At 68.6% G+C, this 26,304-nt stretch carries 18 protein-coding genes and 2 pseudogenes; 10 read left to right on the forward strand and 10 right to left on the reverse strand.

The window, feature by feature from the left end:
* Positions 1 to 70: 70 nt before the first annotated feature.
* Both OG734_RS46255 and OG734_RS46260 read right to left on the reverse strand, forming a co-directional pair.
* Entirely contained in the window at positions 71 to 1,756 is a 1,686-nt protein-coding gene (locus OG734_RS46255) for a ribonuclease J (protein WP_330293380.1), read from the reverse strand.
* Between the two features lie 737 nt (positions 1,757 to 2,493).
* Positions 2,494 to 3,120, reverse strand: a complete 627-nt coding sequence (locus OG734_RS46260; protein ID WP_330293381.1) for a class I SAM-dependent methyltransferase — start codon at positions 3,118 to 3,120, stop codon at positions 2,494 to 2,496.
* A 569-nt stretch (positions 3,121 to 3,689) separates the two neighbouring features.
* On the opposite strand from OG734_RS46260, the pseudogene OG734_RS46265 reads away from it, so the two are divergent.
* A pseudogene (locus OG734_RS46265) lies at positions 3,690 to 4,076 on the forward strand (transposase); the annotation flags it as partial.
* A gap of 197 nt (positions 4,077 to 4,273) precedes the next feature.
* Here the strand turns inward: OG734_RS46265 and OG734_RS46270 are convergent.
* Together OG734_RS46270 and OG734_RS46275 are read right to left on the reverse strand one after the other, a co-directional pair.
* Positions 4,274 to 5,461 (reverse strand): PQQ-binding-like beta-propeller repeat protein, encoded by a 1,188-nt coding sequence (locus tag OG734_RS46270; RefSeq protein WP_330293382.1) that lies wholly within the window; start codon positions 5,459 to 5,461, stop codon positions 4,274 to 4,276.
* Positions 5,462 to 5,743: 282 nt separating this feature from the next.
* A complete protein-coding gene (locus OG734_RS46275) occupies positions 5,744 to 9,085 on the reverse strand; it encodes a S8 family peptidase (protein WP_330293383.1) in 3,342 nt (1,113 codons plus the stop codon).
* 585 nt (positions 9,086 to 9,670) lie between these two features.
* Between OG734_RS46275 and OG734_RS46280 the strand changes: the two genes are divergently transcribed.
* The 3 genes from OG734_RS46280 to OG734_RS46290 all read left to right on the forward strand — a co-directional run bounded on the left by OG734_RS46280 (position 9,671) and on the right by OG734_RS46290 (position 13,691).
* Positions 9,671 to 10,210: an immune inhibitor A domain-containing protein gene (locus OG734_RS46280; RefSeq protein WP_330293384.1), complete on the forward strand. Its 540-nt coding sequence runs from the start codon at positions 9,671 to 9,673 to the stop codon at positions 10,208 to 10,210.
* Positions 10,211 to 10,448: 238 nt separating this feature from the next.
* Complete coding sequence (locus OG734_RS46285) at positions 10,449 to 12,461, forward strand: glycosyl hydrolase (protein ID WP_330293385.1); 2,013 nt, start codon at positions 10,449 to 10,451, stop codon at positions 12,459 to 12,461.
* Between the two features lie 468 nt (positions 12,462 to 12,929).
* On the forward strand, positions 12,930 to 13,691 hold the full coding sequence (locus OG734_RS46290) for a beta-glucanase (RefSeq protein WP_330293386.1): 762 nt from the start codon (positions 12,930 to 12,932) through the stop codon (positions 13,689 to 13,691).
* A gap of 324 nt (positions 13,692 to 14,015) precedes the next feature.
* On the opposite strand, the gene OG734_RS46295 is transcribed toward OG734_RS46290, so the two are convergent.
* The gene (locus tag OG734_RS46295; protein WP_330293387.1) at positions 14,016 to 15,134 is read right to left on the reverse strand and encodes a fatty acid desaturase family protein; all 1,119 of its coding nucleotides are present in this window, start codon (positions 15,132 to 15,134) and stop codon (positions 14,016 to 14,018) included.
* A 7-nt stretch (positions 15,135 to 15,141) separates the two neighbouring features.
* Positions 15,142 to 16,197, reverse strand: coding sequence for a ferredoxin reductase (locus OG734_RS46300; RefSeq protein ID WP_330293388.1), 1,056 nt, complete (start codon positions 16,195 to 16,197; stop codon positions 15,142 to 15,144).
* Between the two features lie 87 nt (positions 16,198 to 16,284).
* On the opposite strand from OG734_RS46300, the gene OG734_RS46305 reads away from it, so the two are divergent.
* Complete coding sequence (locus tag OG734_RS46305; protein ID WP_330293389.1) at positions 16,285 to 17,424, forward strand: PucR family transcriptional regulator; 1,140 nt, start codon at positions 16,285 to 16,287, stop codon at positions 17,422 to 17,424.
* A 562-nt stretch (positions 17,425 to 17,986) separates the two neighbouring features.
* A complete protein-coding gene (locus OG734_RS46310; protein ID WP_330293390.1) occupies positions 17,987 to 18,325 on the forward strand; it encodes a thioredoxin family protein in 339 nt (112 codons plus the stop codon).
* Between the two features lie 387 nt (positions 18,326 to 18,712).
* On the opposite strand, the gene OG734_RS46315 is transcribed toward OG734_RS46310, so the two are convergent.
* Both OG734_RS46315 and OG734_RS46320 read right to left on the reverse strand, forming a co-directional pair.
* Positions 18,713 to 19,534 (reverse strand): SDR family oxidoreductase, encoded by an 822-nt coding sequence (locus OG734_RS46315; RefSeq protein WP_330293391.1) that lies wholly within the window; start codon positions 19,532 to 19,534, stop codon positions 18,713 to 18,715.
* Between the two features lie 128 nt (positions 19,535 to 19,662).
* Positions 19,663 to 19,923, reverse strand: a pseudogene (locus OG734_RS46320) (helix-turn-helix domain-containing protein); the annotation flags it as partial.
* Between the two features lie 82 nt (positions 19,924 to 20,005).
* Here OG734_RS46320 and OG734_RS46325 point away from each other — a divergent pair.
* Together OG734_RS46325 and OG734_RS46330 are read left to right on the forward strand one after the other, a co-directional pair.
* A complete protein-coding gene (locus OG734_RS46325) occupies positions 20,006 to 20,380 on the forward strand; it encodes a hypothetical protein (protein WP_443065134.1) in 375 nt (124 codons plus the stop codon).
* A gap of 340 nt (positions 20,381 to 20,720) precedes the next feature.
* Positions 20,721 to 22,721: an SGNH/GDSL hydrolase family protein gene (locus OG734_RS46330; protein WP_330293393.1), complete on the forward strand. Its 2,001-nt coding sequence runs from the start codon at positions 20,721 to 20,723 to the stop codon at positions 22,719 to 22,721.
* On the opposite strand, the gene OG734_RS46335 is transcribed toward OG734_RS46330, so the two are convergent.
* A complete protein-coding gene (locus OG734_RS46335; RefSeq protein WP_330293394.1) occupies positions 22,696 to 23,136 on the reverse strand; it encodes a hypothetical protein in 441 nt (146 codons plus the stop codon). The two genes, OG734_RS46330 and OG734_RS46335, sit on opposite strands and share 26 nt — an antisense overlap.
* Between OG734_RS46335 and OG734_RS46340 the strand changes: the two genes are divergently transcribed.
* On the forward strand, positions 23,135 to 23,620 hold the full coding sequence (locus OG734_RS46340) for a hypothetical protein (RefSeq protein WP_330293395.1): 486 nt from the start codon (positions 23,135 to 23,137) through the stop codon (positions 23,618 to 23,620). The genes OG734_RS46335 and OG734_RS46340 overlap by 2 nt on opposite strands.
* Positions 23,621 to 24,051: 431 nt before the next feature.
* Positions 24,052 to 24,732, forward strand: coding sequence for a hypothetical protein (locus OG734_RS46345; protein WP_330293396.1), 681 nt, complete (start codon positions 24,052 to 24,054; stop codon positions 24,730 to 24,732).
* 928 nt (positions 24,733 to 25,660) lie between these two features.
* On the opposite strand, the gene OG734_RS46350 is transcribed toward OG734_RS46345, so the two are convergent.
* Positions 25,661 to 26,254: a hypothetical protein gene (locus OG734_RS46350; RefSeq protein WP_330293397.1), complete on the reverse strand. Its 594-nt coding sequence runs from the start codon at positions 26,252 to 26,254 to the stop codon at positions 25,661 to 25,663.
* Positions 26,255 to 26,304 lie beyond the last annotated feature (50 nt).

Consider the following 26,304-nt stretch of genomic DNA (forward strand, 5'->3'; position numbering starts at 1 on the left):
CGGAGGCGCGAAGCGGTTCCTGCTGTCGGCTGGGGAGGGGAGGGGAGGAGGGGAGGGGAGGGGCCGCTGGTCAGGCGTCGATGATGACCGGGATGATGAGGGGCCGTCGTCGGTGGGTGCGGAAGGCCCAGTTGGCCACGGCACGGGCGATGAGTTGTTCCAGTTGGTGTGCGTCGCCGACGCCTTCCTGAGCGGCGGTCGCCAGAGTTTTCTCGATGACAGGGATGACCGGTTCGAAGGTGGTGTCGTCGTGGACGAATCCGCGGGCCAGGAAGTCGGGAGTCTCGGCAAGGGCGCCCGTATCGGCGTCGACGATCGCCACCACGGTGACCACGCCCTCCTCCGCGAGGGTGACGCGGTCCTTCAGGGACGCCTCGGTGGCGCCGCCGACCTCCATGCCGTCCACGTAGACGTTGCCCGCGGGCACCTTGCCGGTGATCGAAGCCCGCCCGTCCACGAGGTCGACGACCACGCCGTCCTCGGCGATGACCACCCGCTCGGGATCGACCCCCGTACGGATGGCCAGGTCGGCGTTGGCCCGCAGGTGGCGCCATTCGCCGTGCACGGGCATGACATTGCGGGGCTTGACGATGTTGTAGCAGTACACGAGCTCACCGGCGCTGGCGTGGCCGGAGACGTGCACCTTGGCGTTGCCCTTGTGGACGACGTGGGCGCCCCACCGGGTCAGCCCGTTGATCACCCGGTAGATGGCGTTCTCGTTGCCGGGGATCAGGGAGCTGGCGAGCAGGACGGTGTCGCCCTTGCCGATGCGGATCACATGGTCGCGGTTGGCCATCCGGGACAGAGCCGCCATCGGCTCGCCCTGGGACCCGGTGCACACCAGGGTGATCTTGTGGTCCGCCAGCTTCTCCAGTTCCTTGGTACTCACGACCAGGCCGCTGGGAACCTTCAGGTACCCGAGGTCGCGGGCGATGCCCATGTTGCGGACCATGGAGCGGCCAACGAAGGCGACCTTGCGGCCGTGCTGGTGCGCGGCGTCCAGGACCTGCTGGATGCGGTGCACATGGCTGGCGAAACTGGAGACGATCACCCGGCGCGGGGCGGTACGCATCACCTGCTCGATCGCCGGGTTCAGTTCGCGCTCGGAGGTGGTGAAACCCGGGACCTCGGCGTTGGTGGAGTCGGTGAGGAAGAGGTCGACGCCTTCCTCGCCGAGGCGGGCGAAGGCGCGCAGGTCGGTGATGCGGTCGTCCAGCGGGAACTGGTCCATCTTGAAGTCACCGGTGTGCAGCACCAGCCCGGCCGCGGTGCGGATCGCGACCGCGAGGCTGTCCGGGATGGAGTGGTTGACCGCCACGAATTCGCAGTTGAAGGGGCCGAAGCCGCGCCGGTCGCCTTCACGTACGCGCACCGTGCGCGGCCGGATTCCGTGCTCTTTGAGCTTGGCCTCCAGGAACGCCAGTGTCAGCTTCGAGCCCACGACGGGGATGTCGGAGCGCTCTCGCAGTAGATACGGCACGGCACCGATGTGGTCCTCGTGGCCGTGGGTGAGCACGACGGCCACGATGTCGTCGAGGCGGTCACGGATCGAGGTGAAGTCCGGCAGGATCACGTCCACGCCGGGCTGGGTCTCTTCGGGGAACAGCACGCCGCAGTCGACGATGAGCAGCTTGCCGGCATGCTCGAAGACGGTCATGTTGCGGCCGATCTCACCCAGACCGCCGAGTGCGACGACCCTCAGCCCCCCTTCGGGCAGGGGAGGGGCGGCTTTCAGTTCAGGATGCGGGTGGCTCATATTCCGACGTTACCGGAGAGTCTGCCGAGGTGATCCACTGGCTGCCCAACCAACCAGTTCAACACGGCGCGTCCGAGGCGGTCAGCGGGTGGAGCGGGGCCGCGCCCACGCGGGCAGCGACGACGAACTCGCTCTGCTGGATGCCGTCGTCGCCGTCGCCGCAGACCTGTCGAGCCAAGCGGATGCGGCCGTAGATCTGAGGGGCACCTGCGGGCGGCCAGGGCCCCGGACGGGGCTCGGACGCCGCCCGTCGCACACCGCACCACGGCGTAGCCGCTGACCGGCCTCCGGGGGCCGAAACGGCCGCATCGTCGTCGGTCGCCGGGGTACCTGCATTTCGCACCAACCCTGCTCGTGGAAGCGAGGACGCCGTGAGCAGCGCCCGGAAGCCCCTGGGAATCGACGGAGCCGATATCGGAACCGATATCGAGGGTCTGCCCCATCAGCAGGCTGACGCCGACGAGCAGCCCGGGCAGAGGTTCCCATCCCGAACACGCCGGTGCCGAAGACAGCCGATACGGAGACCGTGATTTCGACGAGGCCGGGGCTGGACGGACGAGGGGACGGCCGACTGATGCTGGTGTCCGCACTCGGAGTCCGGGCGACTGTCGGCGTACCGGCCGCAGCCGCCGTGCCGGCGTAGCCGTCGACGAGGCCGAACTGTGGTCCCCAGGGGACGAGTTCGGTACGAAGTACACGGCACACACTGGGAGCGCGGTTTCAGGGCGGGCCCGGTTTCAGGTGGTGGGCCGGGAGTGCACGCTGACGGCATAGCCGCCCCCTTGAGAGTAGGGATCGCCGCCCCAGGTGGCGTAACGCCGGCGCAGGACCAGTCCGGCCTGGGTGCACCAGTGATCGAACTCCGTCAAAGTCACCGGCGGTTCCGGCAGCGGCAGGTGCGCCGCGTCCAGCCCCATGCCCGTGACCAGCAGTCCGCCGGGGCGCAGTACGGCAGCCAGTTGCCGTGTGACGGCGGATTCGGTGCCGGAGGCCAGCAGGGGGATGACATTCCCGGCGGCAAGCACCAGGTCGAAGCCTGGTTTCAGGCCGAGGGCATCCAGGTGCGCCAGGTCGCCGTGGAGCCATTCCAGTGTGGGGGCGTCACGGCGGGCGACAGCAAGCATGGAAAGGTCGACGTCCACGCCGGTGCAGTGGTGACCCAGCTCGGCGAGCCGGATCGCGACCCGACCGGTGCCGCAGCCGGCGTCGAGGATCCGGGCGGCGGGCTTCAGCAGTGCGGCGCAGAAGGCGGCCTCGCCGTGGATGTCATGTCCCGATTCGGCGAGCCGCGCGAAACGCTGGGCGTACTTCTCTCCGGCTTGTCCGCCTGTCAGCTCCGCCCAGCGGTCGCTCTGCCTGTTCATGTTCCGTGTGCCTTCCGGTCAGCTGGGGGAGCAAGGGCGAGGCCACTGTCATCACACTTGATCGTGGATAGACCTCAGGGCCTGCTACGAAGGTACGCGGGCGCGGCTCGTCACGGCGAGCAGGCCGCGGGACCGGATCACCACGGCCCCCTCGAGTCCGGGTGGAAGAGCGCCCCCGGCAAGCGAAGTCCGCCTGCGTGTCCTCGACCTTGGTCGGGAGTCGTCGCCGTCCTCGTCGGGTACGGCGACGACAAGGCGTCCAGCGCCCGGCCGAGGTCGAGCAACTCCTCTTCGCTGGAGACCTGGTGGGAGATGGATGAGTTGCGACCGAGGGAGCGAACGGGGTGCAGCTGTCGGCCGGCCTGTACGAATACGTCCGCTCTGGCGGTCTCGATTCACGCAGCGACGGCGTGCAGCGTGCTTTGGGCCGACCTCCCTGGTAACTCTCGGAGTACGCCAAGGCCGCCGCCTCGCAGGGCATCTGGAACACCTGACCCGCCGCGGACAACCCTCGCGGACGCACTGGCGCGACCAGTAGGCGGGCAGCGGCCGCAGGTCGCCCACTGCGGAGAACTTGCGCCACCTACCGGCGAACTCACGGCGTCACGTACTTCCACGGCTGCTACTCGGTCGGCGACGACCAGGTGTGGGGCATCAACCGACGCCGCAAGAGCATTGACCACACGTGGGCGGTCTTGAGAACGATCCGGGCAGTCCGCCCGGACGGCGCCCCGATCTACGTGATCCTTGACAACCTCTCCGCCCACACGAACTGGCGGACGAAGAGATGGGCGGCCAAGAACAAGGTCGAGCTGTGCTTCACCCCGACCTACGCGTCCTGGGCCAACCCCATCGAAGCGCACTTCGGACCGCTACGGCAGTTCACCCTCGGCAATTCCCACCACCTCAACCACACTGTCCAAACCCGGGCCCTGCACGCCTACCTACGTCGCCGGCCTGACGCCGCGGGCGTCTCGCCCATCCCCGGGTCCCTGGCCAAGTCACTGGCGAAGTTCGACTCGTGGCTGGACGTACGGGATGTGGAGCGGGAGTCGATGCTGCGCCCGTGACGTTCAGCAGGAGGGCATGCGCGGCCTACTACGGTGGTCGAGGCCAGGGGGTGGCCGCCGGGACCGGCGGCCACCCCCGCTGCTCACTGCCCGTACGCCACCAGCAGGTTGGTGGCCGGGACCACCACGAGCCCGCCGCCCGCACCGAGGCCGGTCAGCGGCTCGGACACGTTGTGCTCGTCGGGCTCGTTGATCGACGCGCCGACGTCAGCGGACCAGACAGGCTGACCAGTGGCGCCGTTGAGCGCCCACAACCGACCGCTTCGCGAGCCGACGTAGACGTAACCGTTGACGACGATCGGCGCCGTGCTGATCTGGCCGTCGCCCTCGAACTTCCAGCGAGTGGCCAGAGTGCGGCTGTGCCGCTCCTGAAGAACACCGTCATCAACGAAGTAGCCTTGGCGGCCGTCGAAGGCCGGTGCCGGCGACCAGCCCGCGGCCTCGTAAGAGCCGCGGACCTTCCCGTCGGCGGCGTTGAGGACCGAGGGGACCATCCCGGCATCGTCGCGAACCCAGACACCACCGTCGGCGAGAACAGGGGTACGGCCTCCGCCGCCAGAGCAGTCCGTCTCGTGGTGCCAGATCGGGTTGCCCGACTTGGGGGCGAAGGCGTATGTCTGCTCGCAGGCGTATGAGACGTAAACTCCGTTAGCCGTGACGGCAGGCGAACTGTTGTCCCCATTGGCGACAGGCTGGGTCCAGAGCACCGCACCGGTGGCAGCATCCACCGCGTACAAGGTGCCGCCCGAGCCGGCGCCACCCGTGTACACCACGCCACCGGCGAAAGTGGGCGGCGAGGTGAAGGAATACTGCCCGGGCAGCGTGACGGTCCAGATCTTCTTCCCGTTGGCCGGGTTGAATGCCGTCAGCACGCCGTCGTAGTTCTGGGCGTAGAGTCGACCGCCCCCGTAGGTGAGCGCGGACCACCAGTAGGTGCCACCGAGGTCCACGGGCGCCCAGGCGTTCTGGCCCGTGGCCGCGTCAATGGCGTAGAGGATGGTGCCATACCCATTCGGCGAGGCAGCGGTGGCGAAGACGCGCCCGCCGGCCACGATGGGGTAGGAGACGTTCCCGCCCAGATCGCGGGACCACTTCTGGCTGAGCGGCGGCGCGCCCACAGCGGTATCGACGAGACTGCCGTCGTGCCGTGCGTTGATCTGGTAGGTGGTCGAGACTCCGGTCTGCCTGGGTTGCGCGCTGACCGGCGTCACGAGCGCGAGAACCGACAGTGCCACACCGAACAGGACGGCGATGGTTCTTCGAAGGTTCACTCAGATATCCCTCATCCTCCGGCATCGCCGTAGCGATGCACGCGGGCGGACCAGCACCGCATGCGTTGGCCCGCTTCTAGTTCTCATGGTCCTTCAAAGGCGTCCCAACCGCTTTCTATTTTCGAGCAGTTGGAGATCTCCACTATCACGTTCCATACCCGAAGCCTGAACGGGGGACGCAGCTTGTCCCACCCGAGCGGACTGAGCCCATGGCCTTGCTCTACGGGGACCAGACCGGAGGGTTCACCGGCGGCGGGTGACGGTCACCGTCTCAGGGGCACCTCACGGAGCGAGCCGGTAGGCGTTCGTGATCGTCTCGCGCACGGTGTTGCCGCCCTTGTCCTTGAGGTCCACCCGGAAGGACACGGCCTTCGTGGTCGCCGGGTGCTTCACACTCACCGAGCGCGCCCCCTTCGCGTCGGTCGTCACGGTGAGCGGCTTCCAGGTCCGGCCGCCGTCGTAGGACACGTTCACGGTCAGCGCGGCGACCTGCCCGGCCGTGGCGGCCGCGCCGCTCAGCTTCAGGGGCACCGTGAGTGTGCTGCCCGCCGGAGCAGTCCCGCGCAGGCTCAGCTTCGGCGCGAGCCGCACCGTCGACAGCGGCAGCTTGACCGTGTCGTCCGATGTCGGCCGGGCCGAGGTGAACGTCCACACCCCTGCCACCTTCGTACTGGTGGAGGTGTCATCGGCGGAGCGGCCCGCCTGGACCGTCAGGCGGTACACGCCGGAAGCGGCGGGGACTTCGGTGCTCAGCCAGTCCGTGGCCGAGCCCTCGCCGAGGATCCGCCCGCCGGATTCCAGCCGGGTGAAGCCTGTGGTGACGATCGAGGACCCCGGGTTGCCGCTGCCGTCGTTGAACAGCGGGATCCTGGCGTCGATGTAGTCACCGGTCCGCGCGGCACCCTGCTCCTCCGGGCTCCCCGCTGCGAGATCGGGGCCGACCACACCGGTGTTGAACCTCAGCGTGTGGCTGGAGCCCGGCTTGTAGGTCACCCGCTGCTTCGTGTAGATCATGCGGACCTCGCTGCCGGCGCTGAGCTGCGCGGCCGTCCAGGACCAGCGCACCCCGGCCGTACTGAGGTAGTGCGTGGTGGCCTGCGGCAGGTTCTGCTCCTGCGGTTCGTGTATGCCGACGCTGCTCCCGAGCTCGTCCAGTGGCGTGATGTGGACCTGGCCCTTCGCCCCGGTGACGGAAGCGCCGAAGCCGAGCTTCACCTCGGCGACCTCGGCCCTGGTGACGGTGCGGGTCAGGCCGGTGAAGAAGCTCCCCTTGCGGTTGAAGGCGAGCCGATAGTCGACGTTCTCGCCGGCCGCGCCGGGCGTCTTCCACACCCCGTTGAACTGGGCGCGCATCGTGGCGGACGCAGGGCCGAGGGCGGCGGTGCGGATCGGCGGCACCCCGTCGGTGGACCAGGAGTTGGACACGCCCACGGCCTCGTCGTAATAACCGACGATGGAGGTGACGAGCTTCGCGGCCGGATCCGGTGCCCGCACGGCGAACGGCTTCGCCCTGCGGGAGTCGAGGGTGACCGCGACGTTCCCGGTCACCTCCAGAACCGGCTGGACGAAGAAGCCCAGCTCGTTGTCCTTGGCGAAGACCAGGCTCTCCAACTGGTAGGACCCCTTGGGCAGCCGCTGGACCACCGTGCCGTTCTCGCGGTACGGGAGCTCCAAGGACCCGCCGAGCCCGCCGATGGGGTTGATCGTCGTCGCGTAGGTGGCCGGGTTCGCCCCGTCGGCGTCGATGTGCCGCACTGTGACGTCGTACGACTCCACCTCCCGCTCGACCACGAGACCGGTGCGCACCTGCTGGCCGTCTCCCGACGCCAGCACGGTGCCACCGAAAACGCCGTCGACGGAGCCCTTGCGCGTGTCGGCGGTGACGGTGGTCTGCGCGGTACCGCCGGCCGGAACGGTGAGCTGAGCGTCCTTGACGGTGAACATGCCGGCCGGGGCGGGGCCGCCCGACGGGTCCACGCCGGAGGCACTCAGCCGCAGGGTGACGGCCATGGTGCCGTAGTTGCGGTAGGCGAGGGTCTTGGAGGCCGGCTTGTCGTCGGCGTGGGGCCAGGCGTGCGTGCCGAAGCCGAGAGAGCCGGGCTCGGAGACGACCAGGGCCGTGGCGGCGCGCGCCAGGTCCACCCGGCCCGCGCCCTGCTGGTGGGCGTTCAGCAGCGGGTTGGGCTTGGCCGAACTGGTCAGGAGCGCCTTCAGCCGGGCTCCGCTCCAGTCCGGGTGCTGCTGGAGCACCAGGGCAGCGGCGCCCGCGACGTGCGGGGAGGCCATCGACGTGCCGGACTGCGACACGTAGCCCTCGCTCGAGGGCAGTTCGCCCTGCGTGGTCAGGGCGGCGGTGATGTCCACGCCGGGGCCGGTGATGTCCGGCTTGGGCGTGCCGTCGAGGTTCGGGCCACGGCTGGAGAAATCGGCGATCTGGTCCTGCTTGTCCACGGCCCCGACAGTGAGCGCCGCGGGGGCGCTGCCCGGCGTCCCGATCGTGTGGGGCCCGTTGCCTTCGTTGCCCGCGGCCACCACGAACAGGGCCTTGCCGGAGAGCTGGGCGACGGCCGCCTCCATCGGGTCGACACCCGGGGTGTCGGGGGAGCCCAGACTCATGTTGACGACCTGCGCGCCCTGGTCGACGGCCCACTGCATGCCGGCGACGATGTCCGAGGTTTCACCGAAGCCGTCGTCGCGCAGGACCTTGCCGTCCAGCAGCTTCGCGTCGGGCGCCACGCCCTTGTAGCGGCCGCCGGACTTCGCACCGCTCCCGGCGAGGATGGAGGCCACGTGCGTCCCGTGCCCGAAGCGGTCCTGGACGTCGGGGGACCTGCTGAAGTTCTTCTGCGCGATCTCGACGCCGGCGAGGTCCGGGTGGGTCTCGTCCACGCCCGTGTCCAGGACCGCCACCTTGATGCCCTTGCCGGTGTAGCCCGACTCCCATATGGCGGGCGCACCGATCTGCGGCACGCTCTCGGCCAGGGTGGCCCGGACTTTCGCGTCCAGCCAGACATGGGCGACGGGCCGCGCAGCGACGGCCGTACTGCTAGCCGTACGGGCCGAAGAACGGCCCGTGACGGCCGCCCACAGCGCTGGGGCACCGACCTTGGGCGCCTCGAAGGCCTCGCCGTCGAGTGCGGGCAGCTTACGGCGCTCCCGGAGGACCACGCCCGCGAACGGGTCACGGGCGGTGGCGAAGGCCCCTGCTCCGGCATCGTCCTTCCGGTAGCCGACGATCAGCGGCAGCGTGGTGCGGTGCGCGTCGTCGTACTTGTCCCTGACCAGCTGCGCGACGTCGAAGAGCCGCCGGTCGAGCACGCCGTCGGCGACCGGGCGCAGGGCATCCTGCGGGACGACGTACGTGTGGCCGGCCTCGCGCCGCACCGAGAAGCCGATCTTCTCGCGGCCCTTGCCGCGCACGAGCCGAGCGACCTGGCCGTCGGATCCGACGGTCACACGGTCGCCGGTGACCAGCGTGACGGTCGCCGGTGGCTTCGCTCCGGCATGCGCCGCGGAGCCGGCGCCGTGCGCCGACAGGCCTCCGGCCGATACCGTCGCCGTGAGCAGCGCCCCGGCCGTCAAGGCGGCAAGTGCCGCCGTTCTCGCGCGTACTGTGGATCCCACTCGCGTTCCCCCGTCTTTGTGCGCATGACCATGCGTTCTCCGCTACCACGCGCGTGGAAGGCGTTCGGTTCTCAGCGGCGCTCGCAAACCGGCGGAGGGGAGAGGATGGAGACAACCCGAAAGGTCTCGAACTGACGAGTGGTCAGCCAATGGGCCCCGGTCGGTCGATGTCAGGCCCCGCGTGAAGCGTGTGGCTCTCCAGCGCATCCCCCTGGCCGACCGTGGCTGGCCTCGTCATTACTGACATGCGCCAGTCTGTGTCGGTGCGCCCGCTTCTTTGTCGCGCAGTCCCTCCGGTCAGCTGGACCTGTTGACTTATTCATCGTGTCCATTCTGTCGTCCTGTTGGCCTTGCCCCACCCCTTGTTGTCTTTTGGGTCAATTGGGTAGCGGCCGGTGCTGTTGCTCATCAATGGCTCTCCGCATCCAGTGACTTGGTCAGGGCAGAGTCAAGCTCTTTCTTTTTTCCTCAACCTCTAGTCAAATAGCGTCACTTGAATCACACGCGTGTCGTGTATTGCGGATGTCCCTGACCAGGACCCTCTTTTCGCAGCCGGCCCGCGTCACTGGAAGGACCCCCCCACAAGTGACCAACAGACCCTGGATGTTCAGGGCGGCGGCGACCAGTGTCGCCCTTGCCATGGTGGCATTCACGTTCTCCGCCTTCGCGGTGACGCAGGCCGGCGAAGGTACATCGACGGCGGCCGTGGCCCGGTACGACGTGACGGACCACGTGAGCCGGATACCTGAGCCTGACCGCACCAAGAACAAATCGACGGCCTGGCGGGCGCACTACAACCGGGAGCACCACGAACGGCTGTATTTTGGCACCGGAAAGAAGCCCAAGTCGGTGAAGAAGCACTACAAAAGGCAGTCCTCAGGCCGCTATTGGGTCGAGCGTGTAGTCACGGATTGGGTCAAAGTCCCATACAGCGAAGCCTGTTATGGCATCAACGTCTGCGGTCGGACCAACTGCTCCAGCGTATGGAACGTGGTCAGCGACGGTCTGAACGCCTGGGCCGGCAGCCATCGCGGACGGCTCACCCCTCTTCTCGGGCACTCCGACCCGGAGAATCCAGTAATGGCGGGTCGGGTCCACGGCTCTGGGTCGCAGACTCGCGAGTGACAGACAGCTCGTCCCTCCGGAACGAGACGACTGCACGACGGCCGACTGAGCAGGCCACCAGTCCACAGCCACCCGAGCCTCGTCCCGTCCCGCTGTACGACAACGGCGACCACCGTCATCCGCGATGATGCGCGGCGCCGCCGACGGGGGCTCCCGCTCACGACGCCCCCAGTGCGTTGCACCCGACCCCGGTGGGTCACCCCCCTGCGAGAGATCGCCACGTCACAAGGAGACATACATGCCCAGTTCGCCCCTGAAGCGTCGCACCGTCATCCTCCTCGGTGCCGCGGTCGCCGTGGCAGCCGGCGCCCGAACCCCGGTGGCCGCCGCGGCGGCCTCCCCCTCGGTGCCCACTGGCGAGCCGACGCCGGTCCGGATCGTCGACGACAAGGCAACTCCCGCCACTCGCTCGCTGTTCGCGTACCTGAAGCGGCAGCAGGGCAAGGGAATCCTGTTCGGTCACCAGCACGACCTCACCTACGGCTTCACCTTCACCACTCCCGACGGCAAGGCGTCCGACACCAGGGCGGCGGTGGGCGACTACCCTGCGGTCTTCGGCTGGGACACCCTCATCCTCGACGGCGACGAACGCCCCGGCACCCAGGGCGGAACCGAAGCCGAGAACATCGCCGCACTCAGCCGGTGCATCCGGCGGGGGGACGCACGCGGCGGCATCAACACCCTCACCGCCCACATGCCGAACTTCGTCACCGGCAAGGACTTCTACGACACAACGGGCCGAGTGGTCGGCCAGATCCTTCCCGGAGGGGCGAAGCACGCGGACTTCAACGACTTCCTCGACCGCATCGCCAAGGCGGTCAAGGGTGCGCGGCGACCGGACGGCACCGCGATTCCGGTCATCTTCCGACCCTTCCACGAGAACAACGGAGGCTGGTTCTGGTGGGGCGCGGGCCACACGACCTCGGGCGAGTTCATCGAGCTGTTCCGCTACACCGTCGAGTACCTGCGCGACACCAGGGGCGTCCACAACCTGCTCTACGCCTACTCACCCAACTCGAGTTTCGGAGGCGACCCGACCGGCTACCTGAAGACCTACCCGGGCGACCGGTTCATCGACATCCTCGGCTACGACTCCTACGACGAAGCCGGACCGGCCCCCTGGCTGGACGGTCTGGTGCGGGACCTGGCGATGGTGGTCCGGCTGGCGAACGAGCGGGGCAAGGTGCCGGCCTTCACCGAGTTCGGGGAAAGCGGTACCGAGGTCCGTAACCCGCAGTGGTTCACCCAGCTGTTGCAGGCCGTCAAGGCGGACCCGCTGGCCCGTCAGATGACGTACATGCTCACCTGGGCCAACTTCGGAGGCACCAAGCGCGCTTATGTGCCGTACCCCGGCCACGCCCTGCTGCCGGACTTCGTCAAGTACCACCAGGACTCCTACACCCTGTTCGCCGCAGATCTCCGGGGGGTGTTCGCCGCCTGCACCACCGCTGTAAGGAACGTCCCGTTCATGCATATCGTGTCTCCCGCGGACCGACAGCGCGTGACGGCCTCCAAGACCACCCTCCGAGTACGCGTCACGCCCGCGCGGGCGAGCCGGGTCACCTACTCCGTGAACGGCGGACGCGCGAGACCGCTGCGCCTCGACGTCGACGGCTTCTACTCGGGCGACTGGTCGATCGACCCGGCCTTGCCGGGCAACAGCCCGGTCACCCTCACCGTGAGGTCGCGGGTGCACGGCGAGACGCTCACCGACTCGGCCGTGGTCCTTCTCGGCGAGGTCGCACCGCTGCCTGCCGGTTGGGTCGACGACTTCGAGGGATACGCCGGAGACGACGCCGCCCTGAGCGAGGCGTACACCCACACCAACTCCAACACCCTCACGCTCTCGCCCGATCACAAGTCCGCGGGCTCCTACGGACTGGCCTACACATACGACTTCACCGGATCCGAGTACACCGGCATCGGCAAGTCGGTCGTCGCGGACTGGTCCGCTTTCACGTCCCTGGCGCTGTGGCTGCGGGGCGACGGTTCCGAAAACGCCGGGGCGTTCGAGATCGTCGCTGACGGAGTCCAGTTCCAGTACCGGTTTCCGCTGGACGACACGAACGGGCAGGAGATGAGGACACCCTTCAGCGAGTTCCGGCCCGCTCCCTGGGACACCGCACACACCGAAGCGGTGCTCGACGCGGCTCGTCTGGCCAAGGTGACGGCGTTCAATCTGTACCTCGGCCGTGGCAGCGGCACGGCGACCAAGGGCGTTGTGTACATGGACAACATCAGGGCCGAATGATGCACCCGGCACGAGGTACCTCCACCCGAGCCAGCTTGCACGGGAGAGCCGAGAGCGGCGTGGCCCGCTCTCACCCAGGAGACCGGATCATCCACGACGACGTGCGGGCCAAGAGGCTGCACAACACGTGCCTGAGCTGCCCGTACGCCCGCCGGTCGACCCCGACCGCGTCCAGCCATGGTTCATGGCGAGGTGCCGCTTCCGCCCTCGCCGAACACCGGCACTTCCTGGACGTCGACGTCCGTACGAGCACGAGTCGTGGTGAGCACGAGCAGCGGCGTCGATGTGCAGATGGGTGCGCGTCATGGTGCTGGTCGGCGGGGAAGGCTCCCGGGCCCGCTGGCTCTCGTGGGCGCGGGCGGTGTCTGCGACCGAGCTTTGTCATACGGATTCACTCGTCCGAGTTGTCCTTTCCGTGGGTTCACCAGCTTTTGCATGCTGAAGTCATACAGGGAGCAGCATCCGTGCATGGAGAATCCTGCATGCGACGGAACGCCGTCGGCGGAGGGGATTTTGTCTGGACCTGAGGTCGTCTTTACGGCGGACTTCGCGTCTACCCGTCAATGGGTGGCAGGGCGTTCGTGGGCATATCCGAACGGCGGACCGGTCAATCCCGGCGACAACAAACTGGATCACCTGACGGCGGACCCCGCGTACAGCCGCTCGGGCACCTTCCGTGCCACCCTCCGCAGGGACGGCCGGTGGGACACGGGCCTGCTCACCACGGAGGGGAGCGAGGAGGCCTTCACCGTTCGCGCGGGGGATGTGCTCGAGGCGCGGGTCAGACTGCCGTACGAGACCGGGGCCTGGCCGGCCATCTGGACTTGGCGGGACGGCGACCAGGAGATCGATGTCTTCGAGTACCATCCCGACAACCCCGACCTCCTGGAGCTGACCAACCACGTCCGCGGCGGCAACCTCTACTACCGCGATGCCGCTGTCGGCCCGGGCGCGTGGGTCGACCTTCGCGTTGAGTTCGGGCCGAGGTCGGTGATCTGGTGGGTGAACGGCAGCCGGGTGTTCGCCGACCGCCGAGGCGTGGGGCGCGCCTGGCACGCCTACCTCATCGTCAACCTTTCGGTGTCCGCGGGCCGCTATCACCCGCCACCGGCTCCCCAGGTCAAGGAGATGTCGTACGAGGTCCAGCACCTCGTGGTGCGGCGGCCAGCCGCGCTTTTGGAGGCTGTGTCCGACGAGTCCGAGGCGGTGGCCGACAGCGACGGACCGTGAGCCTGTAGGCGACGGCGATGTCACAGAAACACGAGGAGAAGGGGCACTTCGTGGAGCACGAGATCGACGACTTCCCGCTCGGGCGGGGCGAGGTCTGTGTCAACCACGAGTGCGAGGGGGAACGGTGCCGCTGGGCAAGCTCTCCCGGCCGGCGGCTTGCCTCCCGGTATCCCAGGGACTCTACGAAACGGGGCGCAGCTCAGGCTGCCCCGGGTCCCGTGTCGTACGGTCTGAGGTCGCGGTCGCCCAGCGTCCGCGACGGATCTCACCGATCCCGGCGGTGCCGCCGGTACGGCCGGGATCGGTGAGATCCGATACCGGGTATCAGGCGGTGACGAGTTCCTGCTCGCGGTCCGGCGTTTTGACCTTGGGCTTCTTGTTCGGCAGCGAGAGCCGGAAGACCTTGTGCCACGCGGAGAACACCTGCTTGGGCAGCGGGCCGGTGACGTACTCCAGCTCGTATTTCTCGAACAGCGCGCGCACCTTCACCGCGACCTCGGCGTACCGGTTGCTCGGCAGGTCGGGGAAGAGGTGGTGCTCGATCTGGTGCGACAGGTTGCCGGTCATGAAGTGCATGGCCTTGCTGCCGCTGATGTTCGCCGAGCCCATCATCTGGCGCAGGTACCACTGGCCGCGCGTCTCGCCCTTGATCGAGTGGCGCTCGAAGACCTGTACGCCCTCGGGGAAGTGCCCGCACATGATCACCGAGTGGGTCCAGATGTTGCGGACCAGGTTCGCGGTGAACGTGGCGGCGAGCGTGGTGAGGAACGACGGGCCCGACAGCAGCGGGTGGATCACGTAGTCCTTGAGCACCTGCTTGCGGATCTTGCGGCCCACGGCCTTGGCCCGTGCGCGGAACTCCGGGTTGTTGCGGCGGCGTTTGTGCAGGTTCTTGGCGAGCTCCAGGTCGTACGCTGCGATGCCGTACTCGAAGAAGCAGGCGTTGAGGAAGTTCCACAGCGGCTGGCCGAGGTGGAACGGGTGCCACTTCTGGTCCTCGTCGACGCGCATGATGCCGTAGCCGAGGTCGTTGTCCTTGCCGATCACGTTGGTGTACGTGTGGTGCAGCTCGTTGTGCGAGTGCTTCCACTGCTCGGACGGCGAGGCGTGATCCCACTCCCAGGTGGTGGAGTGGATCTTAGGGTCCCGCATCCAGTCCCACTGGCCGTGCAGGATGTTGTGGCCGATCTCCATGTTGTCCATGATCTTCGCCACGGACAGTCCGGCGGTGCCGAGCAGCCACGCGGGCGGGAAGATCGAGAACAGCAGCACGCCCCTGCTGACCAGCTCGAGCTTGCGCTGCGCCGAGATGACCTTACGGATGTAGGCGGCGTCTTTCTCGCCGCGGCCGGCGATCACCTCGTCGCGGATCGCGTCCAGCTCGCGGCCCAGCTCCTCGATCTGCTCCGCGGTCAGGTGGGCGGTGGGGTCGATGGCGGTCAAGGTGCTCCTACCGTTCGATGTCGCAGGGGCCCGCCGCGGCGGACACGCAGGTCTGGATGAGGACGCCCGGCTCGGCCTCGGTGATCTCGCCGGTGCGCAGGTCGCGGACGGCGCCCGCCTTGAGCGGCGTGACGCAGCCGAAGCAGATGCCCATGCGGCACCCGGAGGGCATGAGCACGCCGGCCTCCTCGCCGATGTCCAGCAACGGCGTGGCGCCGTCCGCGTCGACGGTCTTGCCGGTGGCGCTGAACGTGACCTCGCCGCCGTCGCCGGCGACGACGATGCTGGGGCGGAAGCGTTCGGTGTGCAGGCGCTCTTGGATGCCGTGCTCGGTCCAGTGCTCTTCGGCGGCGTCGAGCAGGCCCGCGGGCCCGCAGGCCCAGGTCTCGCGCTCGGCCCAGTCGGGCACGAGTTCGTCGAGGCGGGCGATGTCGAGCTGGCCGTCTGTGTCGGTGTGCACCTCGGTGAGCCGCAGCTTCTTGTCCGAGACCAGGTCGTGCAGTTCGTTGCGGAAGATCACGTCCTGCGGCTGTGGCGCGCAGTGGACCATGACGACGTCGTCGAACTCGGTGTCGCGCAGCATGCCCATCACGGGAGTGATGCCGCTGCCGGCCGTCAGGTAGAGCACCTTGGCGGGCTTGGCCTGCGGCAGCACGAAGTCACCGGTCGGCTGGTCGAGCTGGATCAGCGTGCCCGGTTTCGCCCTGCGGACCAGGTGATTGCTGACCTTGCCGTCCGGGATCGCCTTCACGGTGATCGTGACGCGGCCGTCCTGGCGGTTTGTCGGCGAGGTGATGGAGTAGGCGCGCCACAGGCGCACCCCGTCGATGTCGACCCCGATCCGCACGTACTGACCGGCGGTGTGGCCGCGCCAGCCCCGTCCCGGCCTGATCACGATCGTCGCGGCGTCACCCGTCTCGGGGTGCACGGCCTCGATGCGTCCACGCAGGTCAGCGCCCGCACGCAGCGGGCTGACCAGGTCGAGGTAGTCCGACGGCAGCAGCGGCGTCGTGACCATCTCCAGCAGTTTCCACGCCCTGCTGCGGAGGGCTGTACTCGTCATGGCTCCAGCTTGCTGCGCCTCAGGGGGTAAAGTCCTGACCGCAGGACGTAAATTTGGCCGGCTGAATTGTTCGCAGGGAACAAAAACATGAGCTATGCAATCCGGAGGGCCGGTGAACTGGCCCTGGATGAGACGACGGTCACCGTACTGCGGGCCGCGCTGAGGGCCACGGCCGACGAGGTCGTCGAGGCGATCATCGACGAGGTCCCTCCCTACGCCAACGCCCTTTCGGGTCGCATGGGCGCCACCATCCGCCGAGCCGTCCGCACCGCCCTGGGGCACTACCTGGACCTCGCGAGCGGGAAGGCCACAGGAGGCGACGCCGGTGACGCAGCCTACGAGCTGGGCCGCGGCGAGGTGCGCGACGGCCGTTCGATGGACGCTCTGCTCAGCGCCTACCGCGTCGGCGCCCGCGTGGCCTGGCGATGCCTGGCAGCAGGTGCGGTACCCGCAGGTCTGCCCGCCGCCGAGGTCGCCAAGTTCGCCGAGCTGACCTTCGCCTACATCGACGAGCTCTCCGCCGCGAGCGCCGCAGGCCACGCCGACGAACTGGTCGCCCGGGGCAGGGACCAGGAGCGCCACCTGGAACACCTGGCCCGCGACCTCCTCTCCGGCGCGAGCCCGGACGTGCTGCTGGCCTCTGTTCAACGGGCCGGGTGGCAGCCTCCGGTTTCGCTGACCGCGGTCCTGCTGCCCGCCGCCCAGGCCCGGCCTGCCTACCGCGCGCTCGACCCGAGCACTCTCGTCCTCGACGATCTGCCGGACGCCACCGGTGTGCTGCTCGTCCCCGATGCCGACCGATCACATCTCTTGCGGCAGCTGACCGACCGCACCGCCGTGGTCGGCCCGGCCCGGCCATGGACTCGTGCGTCCGCCTCGTACGCACGAGCCGTACGCGCGCGCTTGCTCTCCTCTGATATTCGCGACACCGAGGACCACCTGCCCGAGCTGGTGCTGAGCGCCGACGCGGACGCGTTCGCAGACCTGCGTGCCCGAGCCCTCGCACCGTTGCGGACCTTGCCTGTCGCGACCGCACGGCGGCTGGAGGAGACGTTGCGGGCGTGGCTGCTGCACCAGGGCAGGCGGGACGAGGTGGCGGCGGCGTTGTTCGTCCATCCCCAGACAGTCCGGTACCGGATGTCGCAGCTGCGGGAGCTGTTTCCGGATCTCGCATCGCCAGACCGGGTCCTTGAACTGACGCTGGCAGTCGGTCTTCGGGTCAGCTGACGCGTACGTCGGCCGTCCACGACCGCGTCCGCGAGCGGTCCAGGAATCGTGCCTCGTTCTCGGTGCCATCAGCTGGCTCATGCGGCCCGGGGAAGAGCGGTATGAGCCAAGCTGAGACCGGGGGTTGATGTGAAGACCGGACAGGGCCTCGTCAAGCCCGTCGGGGCACTGTCTCTGAGAGGCGCGGTGGCGGATATGGCTCGACTGGATCCGGTGGACGATGCGCACCGGCCCGCTCGTCGACGCGCTCATCGAGCATCTGGTCGGTGATCTGGGTCGCTATGCCCAGGAAAACAGCTTTTATGTCGTCGTGGAGGGCGCTGTCCCGGCACGAGCTGCCCCACAGGCGCGCGGCGGGCTGCAGCTGGGTGACCGGCGGGGCGGCCAGGCCGGGTCACCAGGGGCGGGGGGCCGGGCCGCTCGCGCCGGGGACCACCGTGGTTCTGCGACGGCCCCGTGCCTCCCTTCCGACAGGTCAGCCGGAGGACCGACCGGGCCGGCCTGGCACACCGCGTGAGGGATGATGGCGATGGAATGACGGAACGTGAGGTCAGGAGCTTCCATGGCGAAGAGGGTTCACCGACCCCGTGAGGACGCGGAGTTCAATTTCATCGTCGGGATGAGCGGAGTTCCGGTCCTCGCATACTTCACCGGGACATGGCCCAAGGCAATCGAGCCCTGCCGGGTGATGGACCTCGTCGTGGGTGGCATCGCCGACGACTACACGGGCCGCCTGACGGCCGTCCGCACCGACATCACGCGTTGTCCGGCCGCAACCGAGCGATACGGGATCACCGGAGCCCCGTCCTACGTCCTGCTGAAGGAGGGAGAGGCGGTGGCGCACGCCACGGGGCCTATGACCATCGCCGAGGTACGGAAGTTCCTGGACGGCCACCTCTGAGCGGCCGCTGCGGCACGAGGCCGCGACGCCCGTCACGTCTCGTCTATGGGAACTGCGCCGCTTGAGACACCTTGGGGCTGAGACACCCCCACAGGTCACAAAACGCCGTCGAGTACGACGTCCTCACCGATCACCGAGGCGGCCTCGGTGATCTCCGGGAAGCCGGGAGCTGCCTACACATCGCGGGGACAGGACAGCTCCTCCGAGCTACGTACAGAGAGTCACCGGCGACTCGCTCGCAGGCTGTCGTGCTCCGTCACAACAACAGAGAGGCCGGTTGTGACCTCCAGCGGTAGATGGCCAGAGACGCCGGGAAGTCCGCTGGTGAGCGGTCGGCGCTCAACGTTGGTTGGCCACCTCGCTCAGCGATGGTTGGCCATCGCGGTCTCAGTGAAGGAACTCGCGGGCGCCGCGGAGCCTGGTCTGCAGCCGCTCCTGTGTTGCGCTGCTGTCGAGGCGTACATCGAGGGCCCCGGGCAGGGAGGTGTCGGCTCGTCGCGCGGCGGGCAGCCGCGCGCCGTCAATACCTTCGCGCCGGGCGATCAGCGCACCGAGGTCGTGGCGACTGAGGGCGTCCGGCCCCGCGAGGTGGAACACCCCAGCCGCGTCGGACAGTGCGATCTCCCACAAGGCGGCGGCCAGGTCGTCGACATGTACCGGGCAGCGGATGTCGTCGGTGAACAGGACCCCGTCGCGGGTACCGGCCGCCAAGGCGTGCACCATGCGCTCGTGCTCGGACCGGCCGTGTCCGATGATCAGTGAAGTCCGGGCGACGGCGGCGTAAGGCGTCAGCAGACGCACCGCGGTCTCGGCAGCGGCTTTCGCGGCGCCGTAGGGGGTGACCGGGTCGGGCAGGCAGTTCTCGTCGTACAGGACGCGCGCCACGCCAGAGAACACCGCGTCGCTGGAGACGTGGACCAGGCGGCAGCCCTGCTCGGCGGCGGCCAGCGCCACGCGGATGGCGCCATCGGCGGTGACGGCCCAGTCGGCACCGCCGCTCGACGCGTTGACCACGACCGACGGGGCCACGTCGGCGATCACGCTGGCGATGCGCTCAGGGTCCCGGGTGTCGAGCGGATGCCAGGTGACACCCGAGGCTCTGCCGGGCCGGGATGCGAACGTCGCGGACGTCTCCTGCCCGGCCGCGACGGCCTGCCGGACCAGTTCGGCGCCCAGGAAGCCACTGCCCCCGATGATCAGGACCGTCATGGACCGACACGGTAGCGAACGCGCAATCGGGCAGGGACACGCGACGACTGACGAACACTCATATCCCGATCAAGTCGCAGGGGCCACAGGACTCGTTCCGGTGGGGCCGGAGAAGTCGTTCACAGCCAGAGGTGGTCAATGACGCGACTGGCTGCGGACTTCGACACACCGAACAGTGGCGCCAATTGCCGCAACGTCAGGTTGGTCCGTCAGTACGCGGCGACCAGCAGCACACGGTCCGCCAGCGACAGCCTCCACGGCCGTCCGCGCCCCGGAGCGTCGGCACCCTCCCTACGCAGCTGGGTCACCAGCTTGTTCAAGGCGCGCGGGCTCAGCCCAGTGAACGGGGCTATCCAGGACGGCTCCGCTGCCGTGATCACATCAGCCATCCGCAGATCATTTCAGTTGCCGACACCCCTCCCCACGATTGATCCTGGGCACCGAGCGAGCAAGGGGGACAAGGTGGGACTGATGCTCTTCCCAGGCGACGACGACGTGGCGAGCCCCGACATCTCCTGGTCCTACACCGGCTTCAGCATGTTCAGGAAGTGGTTGGCCCACGCCGAGGGACTCAGGCTCGCTGAGATGGACGGCTTCGGTGGAGATCGTCAGTGGTGCAGCGTCTCCACCGCGCTGGCGCCACTGCTCAACCATCCAGACGACGATGGCCCCGACCTCACGCCCACTCAATGCGCGGCCATGTTGCCCCGGCTGGAGGCAATTCTCGACCAACGTCAGGCTGACGACAGCGATCCCGTCCTCCGGCGGCGCATCGAAGACGTCAGTCAGCTGATCACTGTCCTGAGGTTCTGTGTGGACAAGGACGTTGAGCTCATCTTCGGCTAACCAGGAGAGCGTGGAGCGACCCGTCGTCGAGGAGAAGACCCGCGGTTACGGGACAGCTTTTAGGGTTTTTCGTTTGAACAGGCCTGATCAGGGTGCGGTGCCAGACCCGGCGAGCCCGGTACGTCGAACCCCCGCGAGCCCGGCGTGTCCAACGAGAGGCCCTGGGACCGGGGCGGAACGGCGTGGCGCGGCCAGGGGCGGCCCGTGCGCCGCGTGCGGACGGGCCGGGCGCCGTCGAAAGGCGCTGCCTCACGTGAACCCTTGACGCTGAACCGTTTCATTGCTTCTCTCGAAAGGCTGCTTCTGGGAGCGCTCCCACCCCACGCCGAAAGGGACCCCTGTGCAGACCACCCCCCACGCCACCTCCTTACGCTGCCTCGCCCGTACCCTCCCTGCGCTCGTCACGGCCGTTCTCGTCGCCTGCCTGCTGTCCTGGGCGGGGAGCTTTCCCGCCCAGGCCGCGCCAGGTGACGGCTCGGTCTCCGACCCCAACATCGTCTACGTCGGGCGCTGGGACACCAGCGCCGGCACGGCGGCGGTGCCCTCCTGGACCGGCGCCTATCTGCAGACCGCCTTCACCGGCACCACGGTAAAGGTCAAGGCGAGAGACGCCGTCAACCTGTACGCCAGCATCGACGGCGGCCCCGACGTCTTCCACCCCGGCGTGCGCGGCACGGTGGACCTCACTCCCCAGCCGTTGTCCGCCGGCACCCACACCCTGCGCATTTCGTACCGCTCCGGCGACACCGTCTTCCAGGGCCTGGTGCTGGACCCCGGTGCGCGCACGGTCGCGCCGAACGCCCCGTCCCGGCTCGTCGAGTTCGTCGGCGACTCCATCACCGCCGGCGCGCTCACGGACCGGCTCGCACTGGACTCGTACGCCTGGAAGACCGGCGAGCAACTGGGGGCGCGCCACACCCAGATCGCCCGGTCCGGCTACTGCCTCGTCGCCCAGTCCGGATGCACGGGCCTGAGCACGCAGTTCTTCAGGACGGCGAGCACGGGCAGCCAGAACTGGGACTTCTCCCGCTACCGGGCGGACGCCGTCGTCATCAACCTGGGGACCAATGACATCGGCCACGGAGTGACCGGCGCCTCCTTCCAGTCGGCCTACACCAAGCTCCTCGCCGACCTGCGCGCCACCTACCCGAACGCGCAGCTCTTCGCTGTGCAGACGCTCAAGAAGCGCTACGTCACCGAGACCAGGGCGGCCGTCACCGCCCGCACCAACGCCGGTGACAGCAGGGTGCACTACGTCGACACCACGGGCTGGCTGACCGACGGCACCGACTACGAGGACGGCAACGGGCATCCCGACGAGGCGGGCCACACCAAGTTCGCGAACCGCCTCGCCCCCGTCATCGCCGCCCGACTCGGCAACCCCGTGTCCACCCTGGCGGCCGCTCCCGGCCAACCCGGCGACCCGAACATCAAGTTCGTGGGCCGCTGGGACACCAAGACCTCCGCCAATGCCTACACCCCGTACTGGGCGGGCGCCTACTACAGGGTCGGCTTCACCGGCCGGACCGTCCAGCTCAAGCAGCGCGGGACGATCGACTTCTGGGCGAGGGTCGACAACGGCCCGGTGAAGTTCTACGACGACGTCAAGGGAACGGTGAACCTGACCCCCTCCCCGCTGTCCGCCGGCAACCACACCCTCCAGGTCAACTACCAGGTGGTCGCCGGTTCCTACCGGGGTGACGCCGTCTTCCAGGGACTGGTCCTCGACAGTGGCGCCACGACGTTCGCACCGCAGGCGCCCGGCAAGCTGATCGAGTTCGTCGGCGACTCGATCACGGTGGGGACGACGTCGTCGCAGAACGCCCGCACCGCGTACGGCTGGCTGATCGGGGAACGGCTCGGCACCGAGCACACCCAGATCGCCCAGGGCGGCGCCTGTCTGGTCGCCGCGGCGGACGGATGCGTCGGCCTGGAGCGGCAGTTCACCAAGCTCAACCCGAACGCGGCCACCCCCGACTGGGACTTCTCCCGCTACCAGGCGAACGCGGTCGTCATCAACCTCGGCACCAACGACGTGGGCCACGGAGTCAGTTCCGCGCAGTTCCAGGCGGCGTACACCAGCCTGCTGCGCAAGGCCCGCGCCGCGTACCCACAGGCGTGGATCTTCGCATTGGAGACCTTCCGCGGCCGGTACGTCCCGCAGACCCAGGCGGCGGTCAAGGCGGCCGTCGACGGCGGCGACTCCCGGGTCTCCTTCGTCGACACCACCGGCTGGCTGGGTTCGGGCGACCTGACGGACTCGGTCCACCCCAACGACCAGGGGCATCGCGTCATCGCGGACCGGCTGGCACCGGTCATCGCGGCACGGATCGGTATGTGAGGGAGGGCCGGGGCCGCCGGACCGCGACGCGCAGGCGGGCACCTCCGCTGCCCTGCGCGGGCGCCCGGCCCCGGCCCCGACACCACCATCGGTGACCGCCGAAGGACGCAACCGGCGCCCTGAAAGGATCGGTGGGGATGATCTCTACCTCGTCGAAGAGCAGCTCCAACGCCTCGTGTCCGTGACGCCTGCGGAACTCGATCTCGGCTGTCGTTACAGGCAGGGTCCACAGGATGCGGGCGTGGCCCTCGCGAACGGGACAGTGCGGCCGGCCCCATCTCGGGCCGCGCCTCGAGCGCAGCACCACCTGCTCCGCGTTGACGGAGACCAGTGCCCTGATCAAGGCGTTGCGGACGTCGGTCAGCGGCTGGTCGGCGTAGGCGTCCCAGAACCGGCCTGTAACCATGGCGGTCATGAAGCGAGTCGTGATCCTGGGGCGTGGCGGTTCAGGGAAGTCAACCCTCGCGGCCCGCCTGGGCGCAATCACCGGGTTTCCCGTCATCGAGCTGGACAAGCACTTCTGGCGATCCGGCCTTGAAGTGACACCTCCCGATCAGTGGGCCGCCGTACAACGTGAACTCGTCCGAGACGAGGCTTGGATCATGGATGGCGACCTCGGGCCCTACGACGTCCCCGACGTCCGGCTCCAAGCGGCGGACACCGTCATCCTGCTGGACTTTTCGTTCTGGCGCTGCGCCTGGCGAGCGATCCGACGCTCTCGGGAACGCGGCGACTTCTGGCGGTGGGTATGGGCCTACCGACGCCGAAGCCGACCGCTCCTTCTCGCGGCGATCACGACCCACGCCGGTGATGCGAACCTGCACGTGATTCGGAATCCGCACGCGCTGAGACGCTTCATAGCGCACGTCACGACCGGCCAGGCCTCCGGCCGACCGTAGGTCCATCCATAGCGGCTACACCGCGCAACCTCGGGCAGGGAGTCCAGTTACTCCGCGCGCATGCCTTGGCGCCGGGCGACATCTGCGGGCAGACCGGCAGGTCAGCCTGATGCTGGTCGACCTGCCGACCGCGAGCGACACATCCTCTTGGTGGAGATCACTATCGTGACCACCGCCTTGGAGGCCCTGCTCGTCCAACGGCAGCTTCCTCGGGACCGGCAGGCAGCTGCATCATGCCGTCCGCGGAGAAGATCCGAGCCGTAGACTTGATCTTTATGAGTGCCACCTCACGGCGAGTCCCCGGGGAAAAGACCCTGGGGCCGTTGATGCGCTGCTACGGATATCGCTTCACTCGGGCCGGAACGGTTAAGGGAGCCGAGCCATCCGGCGATCCCGCAGACGTTGCCGCAGCTCACCGTGCGGGGTGGCCGGTGCACGAACGCGAGCAGTGGGCTGCGCCTGAGATCGTCGAGCGGGCTGTCTCAGCGGCCGCGGCACTGCACGAGGACATGGTGCTCCCGGCGTTCGTCGCCGGGTTGGGCTCCGCCCCGCGCGGGCGGCAGACGGTGATCTCCTACGGATGGGCGCGCTTCCTCAACACGGCTCCGCGAGACGAAGACGGTGTCCCTGATTGCGGTTTGAGGCCGGTGTCCGAGGTCGACGTCACAGAAGTGCTGCTGCGTCTCGCACTCGGCTGGGCGTGGAACGAGATGCCGGAGCACTATCTGCCGGACCTGGAAGCCGCCGTAACAGAAGGGCTGCCTCGGCCGGAAGAGGACGACCGCGAGCGGATGCACGCGTTGCTCGGTCTCATCCGCTCAGCGCCGGCGGGGATGAGACCGAGCGAGTTGGAGAAGGAGGTCGCGCGGGCGAAGATCGTGCCGGGTACTGACAAGTATCAGCGGTACGGCATCCTCATCGGACTTGCCGAGATTGGGGTGCTTCCCAGCCCGGTCCTGCCGCCGATGTGGGACCGGTTCATCCCCACCACCGAGAGGCACATTGCGTCCCGCAGGCTACGCGGCGCACCACGCTCGGACATCACGGTGCCACTCGCAGGATGGCGTGGAGGTGTCGACGAACGACGGGCCTCATGGCTGCTGGACACTTGACAACAGCGGGACGTCGTCAGGAGCGTCGTGAGCACCACCAGGACCGCCGGCGTCGCGTCAGCGGCGGGCGTCCCTGGGCGCCAGCAGACTGGTGACCTCGGCAAACGAGGGCCCTCTGATGCGATGAAGCAGTTGGCCCGCTACTGGGAGAGGACCCGCGAGTCCGGCGACCCGAAGGTCTCCCCGGCGATCGACGCGCTCAACGAGGTCCTCCACATGGGCCGCCAGGTCCGCATGCACGTGCTCCTGGTCGCCCAGTCCGCCACCGCCCGCGCCCTCGGCGGCCCGGAGGTCCGCGAGCAGTTCGCCACCCGCATCCTCGCCCGCTACAGCATGAACGCCTGGCGCATGCTCGCCCCGAGGTCCACCCCGCGCCGAAGTCCACCAAGCAACCGGACCGCGCCCAGGTCGTCAGCGGCGGCACTGCGAGCGAAACGCAGGTGCTGTTCTTCACCGAGGCCGAGCCCGCGATTGGGCCACCACCGGGCCGCAGCCCACCGCGAACACGAAGACGTGGTCGGCGGTCCCGCCCCAACCCGCCCCCGTACACGCCGACCGGACGCGCGCCCGGTCGACGCCGCCCTCCGGGGGAGACGACAGCAGTATTCCGCCATCGCTCCACCCCTCTGTGCCACCCGGTGCCTCCACAGAACTCCAGGAAGGCCCGTCGGCTGGACTCGTAGCTCCTGGCCGGCGCACACCCCGAGGCCGCCGCCCCACAGGCCGCTGGACTTGGCCCCAGCATCCGGCCCGATACCGCCACCGGGCGGCCGACACCGGCCCGCCCCGACATCAGCAAGGCTCGTCTCGGCAACCGGGCCGGGCTCAAACCCGAGGCGCGGCTGGTGCTGCCTACCGACCCCTTCACGGCCGACCTCTCAACGGTCAGCAGTGGCGGGCTGGGACTGCGACTCGTCGGGGGGCATGGCTACCAAGCCTTCGACGCGGATGGGGAAGACGCTGTACAGCCGAGCGCGGCCCCGAACCGCGGAAAGTTGAGCTCGACCAGATCGCGGTAGCCGATGAGAGCGTCGCGGAGCACGTCGGCGGTGATGGACCGGGTGAGCGCGGGGGAGTAGGTCTGCCAGCAGAAGCGGGGAGGGGGACTCATCCGGTCGGCGGGCGGCCTGGGGCTGGCGAGGGTGTCCCCCTGAACGTGGTGCAGATGCGTGCTGAGCCAGCGGACATCGTTGGAGTCGACCTTGCGGCCGCCCCACTGCCACGATGCCCGCACGTAGGTTGCGGACTGGTCCCTCAGGATGTCGAGCTCGGCCTGCAGATCGCTGAGACGGATGTGCCGGCCGACCCGCGAGTAGTACCCCTTGGCCATGATCTGCCGGGCGAGGGACCATGCGCGTTCGGTGGCGAGAGGTGACGTGGGTGCCACGGGCAGGGTGGGCTGCCGCAGCCGGTCGGCCAGAGCCTGGCGCAGCTGGGAGCGGGCCCGCTCCCAGCAGGCCAGGCGTCCGTGCGGAGCGGGAAAGCTCGTCCGGTGGTGGAACTGGGTCAGGGGATTGGGCAAAGACGCGATGTCGGCCCACGTGATGAGGTCTTCGTCCAGGACGCCGGGCC

The sequence above is a fragment of the Streptomyces sp. NBC_00576 genome, from assembly GCF_036345175.1.
Taxonomy (GTDB): Bacteria; Actinomycetota; Actinomycetes; order Streptomycetales; family Streptomycetaceae; genus Streptomyces.

Excerpts from the sequence above, each read along its gene's own strand:
- OG734_RS46290 (WP_330293386.1), top strand. The coding sequence starts at position 12,930 with ATGGAGAATCCTGCATGCGACGGAACGCCGTCGGCGGAGGGGATTTTG.
- OG734_RS46315 (WP_330293391.1), bottom strand. The coding sequence starts at position 19,534 with ATGACGGTCCTGATCATCGGGGGCAGTGGCTTCCTGGGCGCCGAACTG.
- OG734_RS46310 (WP_330293390.1), top strand. The coding sequence starts at position 17,987 with ATGGCGAAGAGGGTTCACCGACCCCGTGAGGACGCGGAGTTCAATTTC.
- OG734_RS46325 (WP_443065134.1), top strand. The coding sequence starts at position 20,006 with ATGCTCTTCCCAGGCGACGACGACGTGGCGAGCCCCGACATCTCCTGG.
- OG734_RS46260 (WP_330293381.1), bottom strand. The coding sequence starts at position 3,120 with ATGAACAGGCAGAGCGACCGCTGGGCGGAGCTGACAGGCGGACAAGCC.
- OG734_RS46255 (WP_330293380.1), bottom strand. The coding sequence starts at position 1,756 with ATGAGCCACCCGCATCCTGAACTGAAAGCCGCCCCTCCCCTGCCCGAA.
- OG734_RS46285 (WP_330293385.1), top strand. The coding sequence starts at position 10,449 with ATGCCCAGTTCGCCCCTGAAGCGTCGCACCGTCATCCTCCTCGGTGCC.
- OG734_RS46305 (WP_330293389.1), top strand. The coding sequence starts at position 16,285 with ATGAGCTATGCAATCCGGAGGGCCGGTGAACTGGCCCTGGATGAGACG.
- OG734_RS46340 (WP_330293395.1), top strand. The coding sequence starts at position 23,135 with ATGAAGCGAGTCGTGATCCTGGGGCGTGGCGGTTCAGGGAAGTCAACC.
- OG734_RS46300 (WP_330293388.1), bottom strand. The coding sequence starts at position 16,197 with ATGACGAGTACAGCCCTCCGCAGCAGGGCGTGGAAACTGCTGGAGATG.
- OG734_RS46335 (WP_330293394.1), bottom strand. The coding sequence starts at position 23,136 with ATGACCGCCATGGTTACAGGCCGGTTCTGGGACGCCTACGCCGACCAG.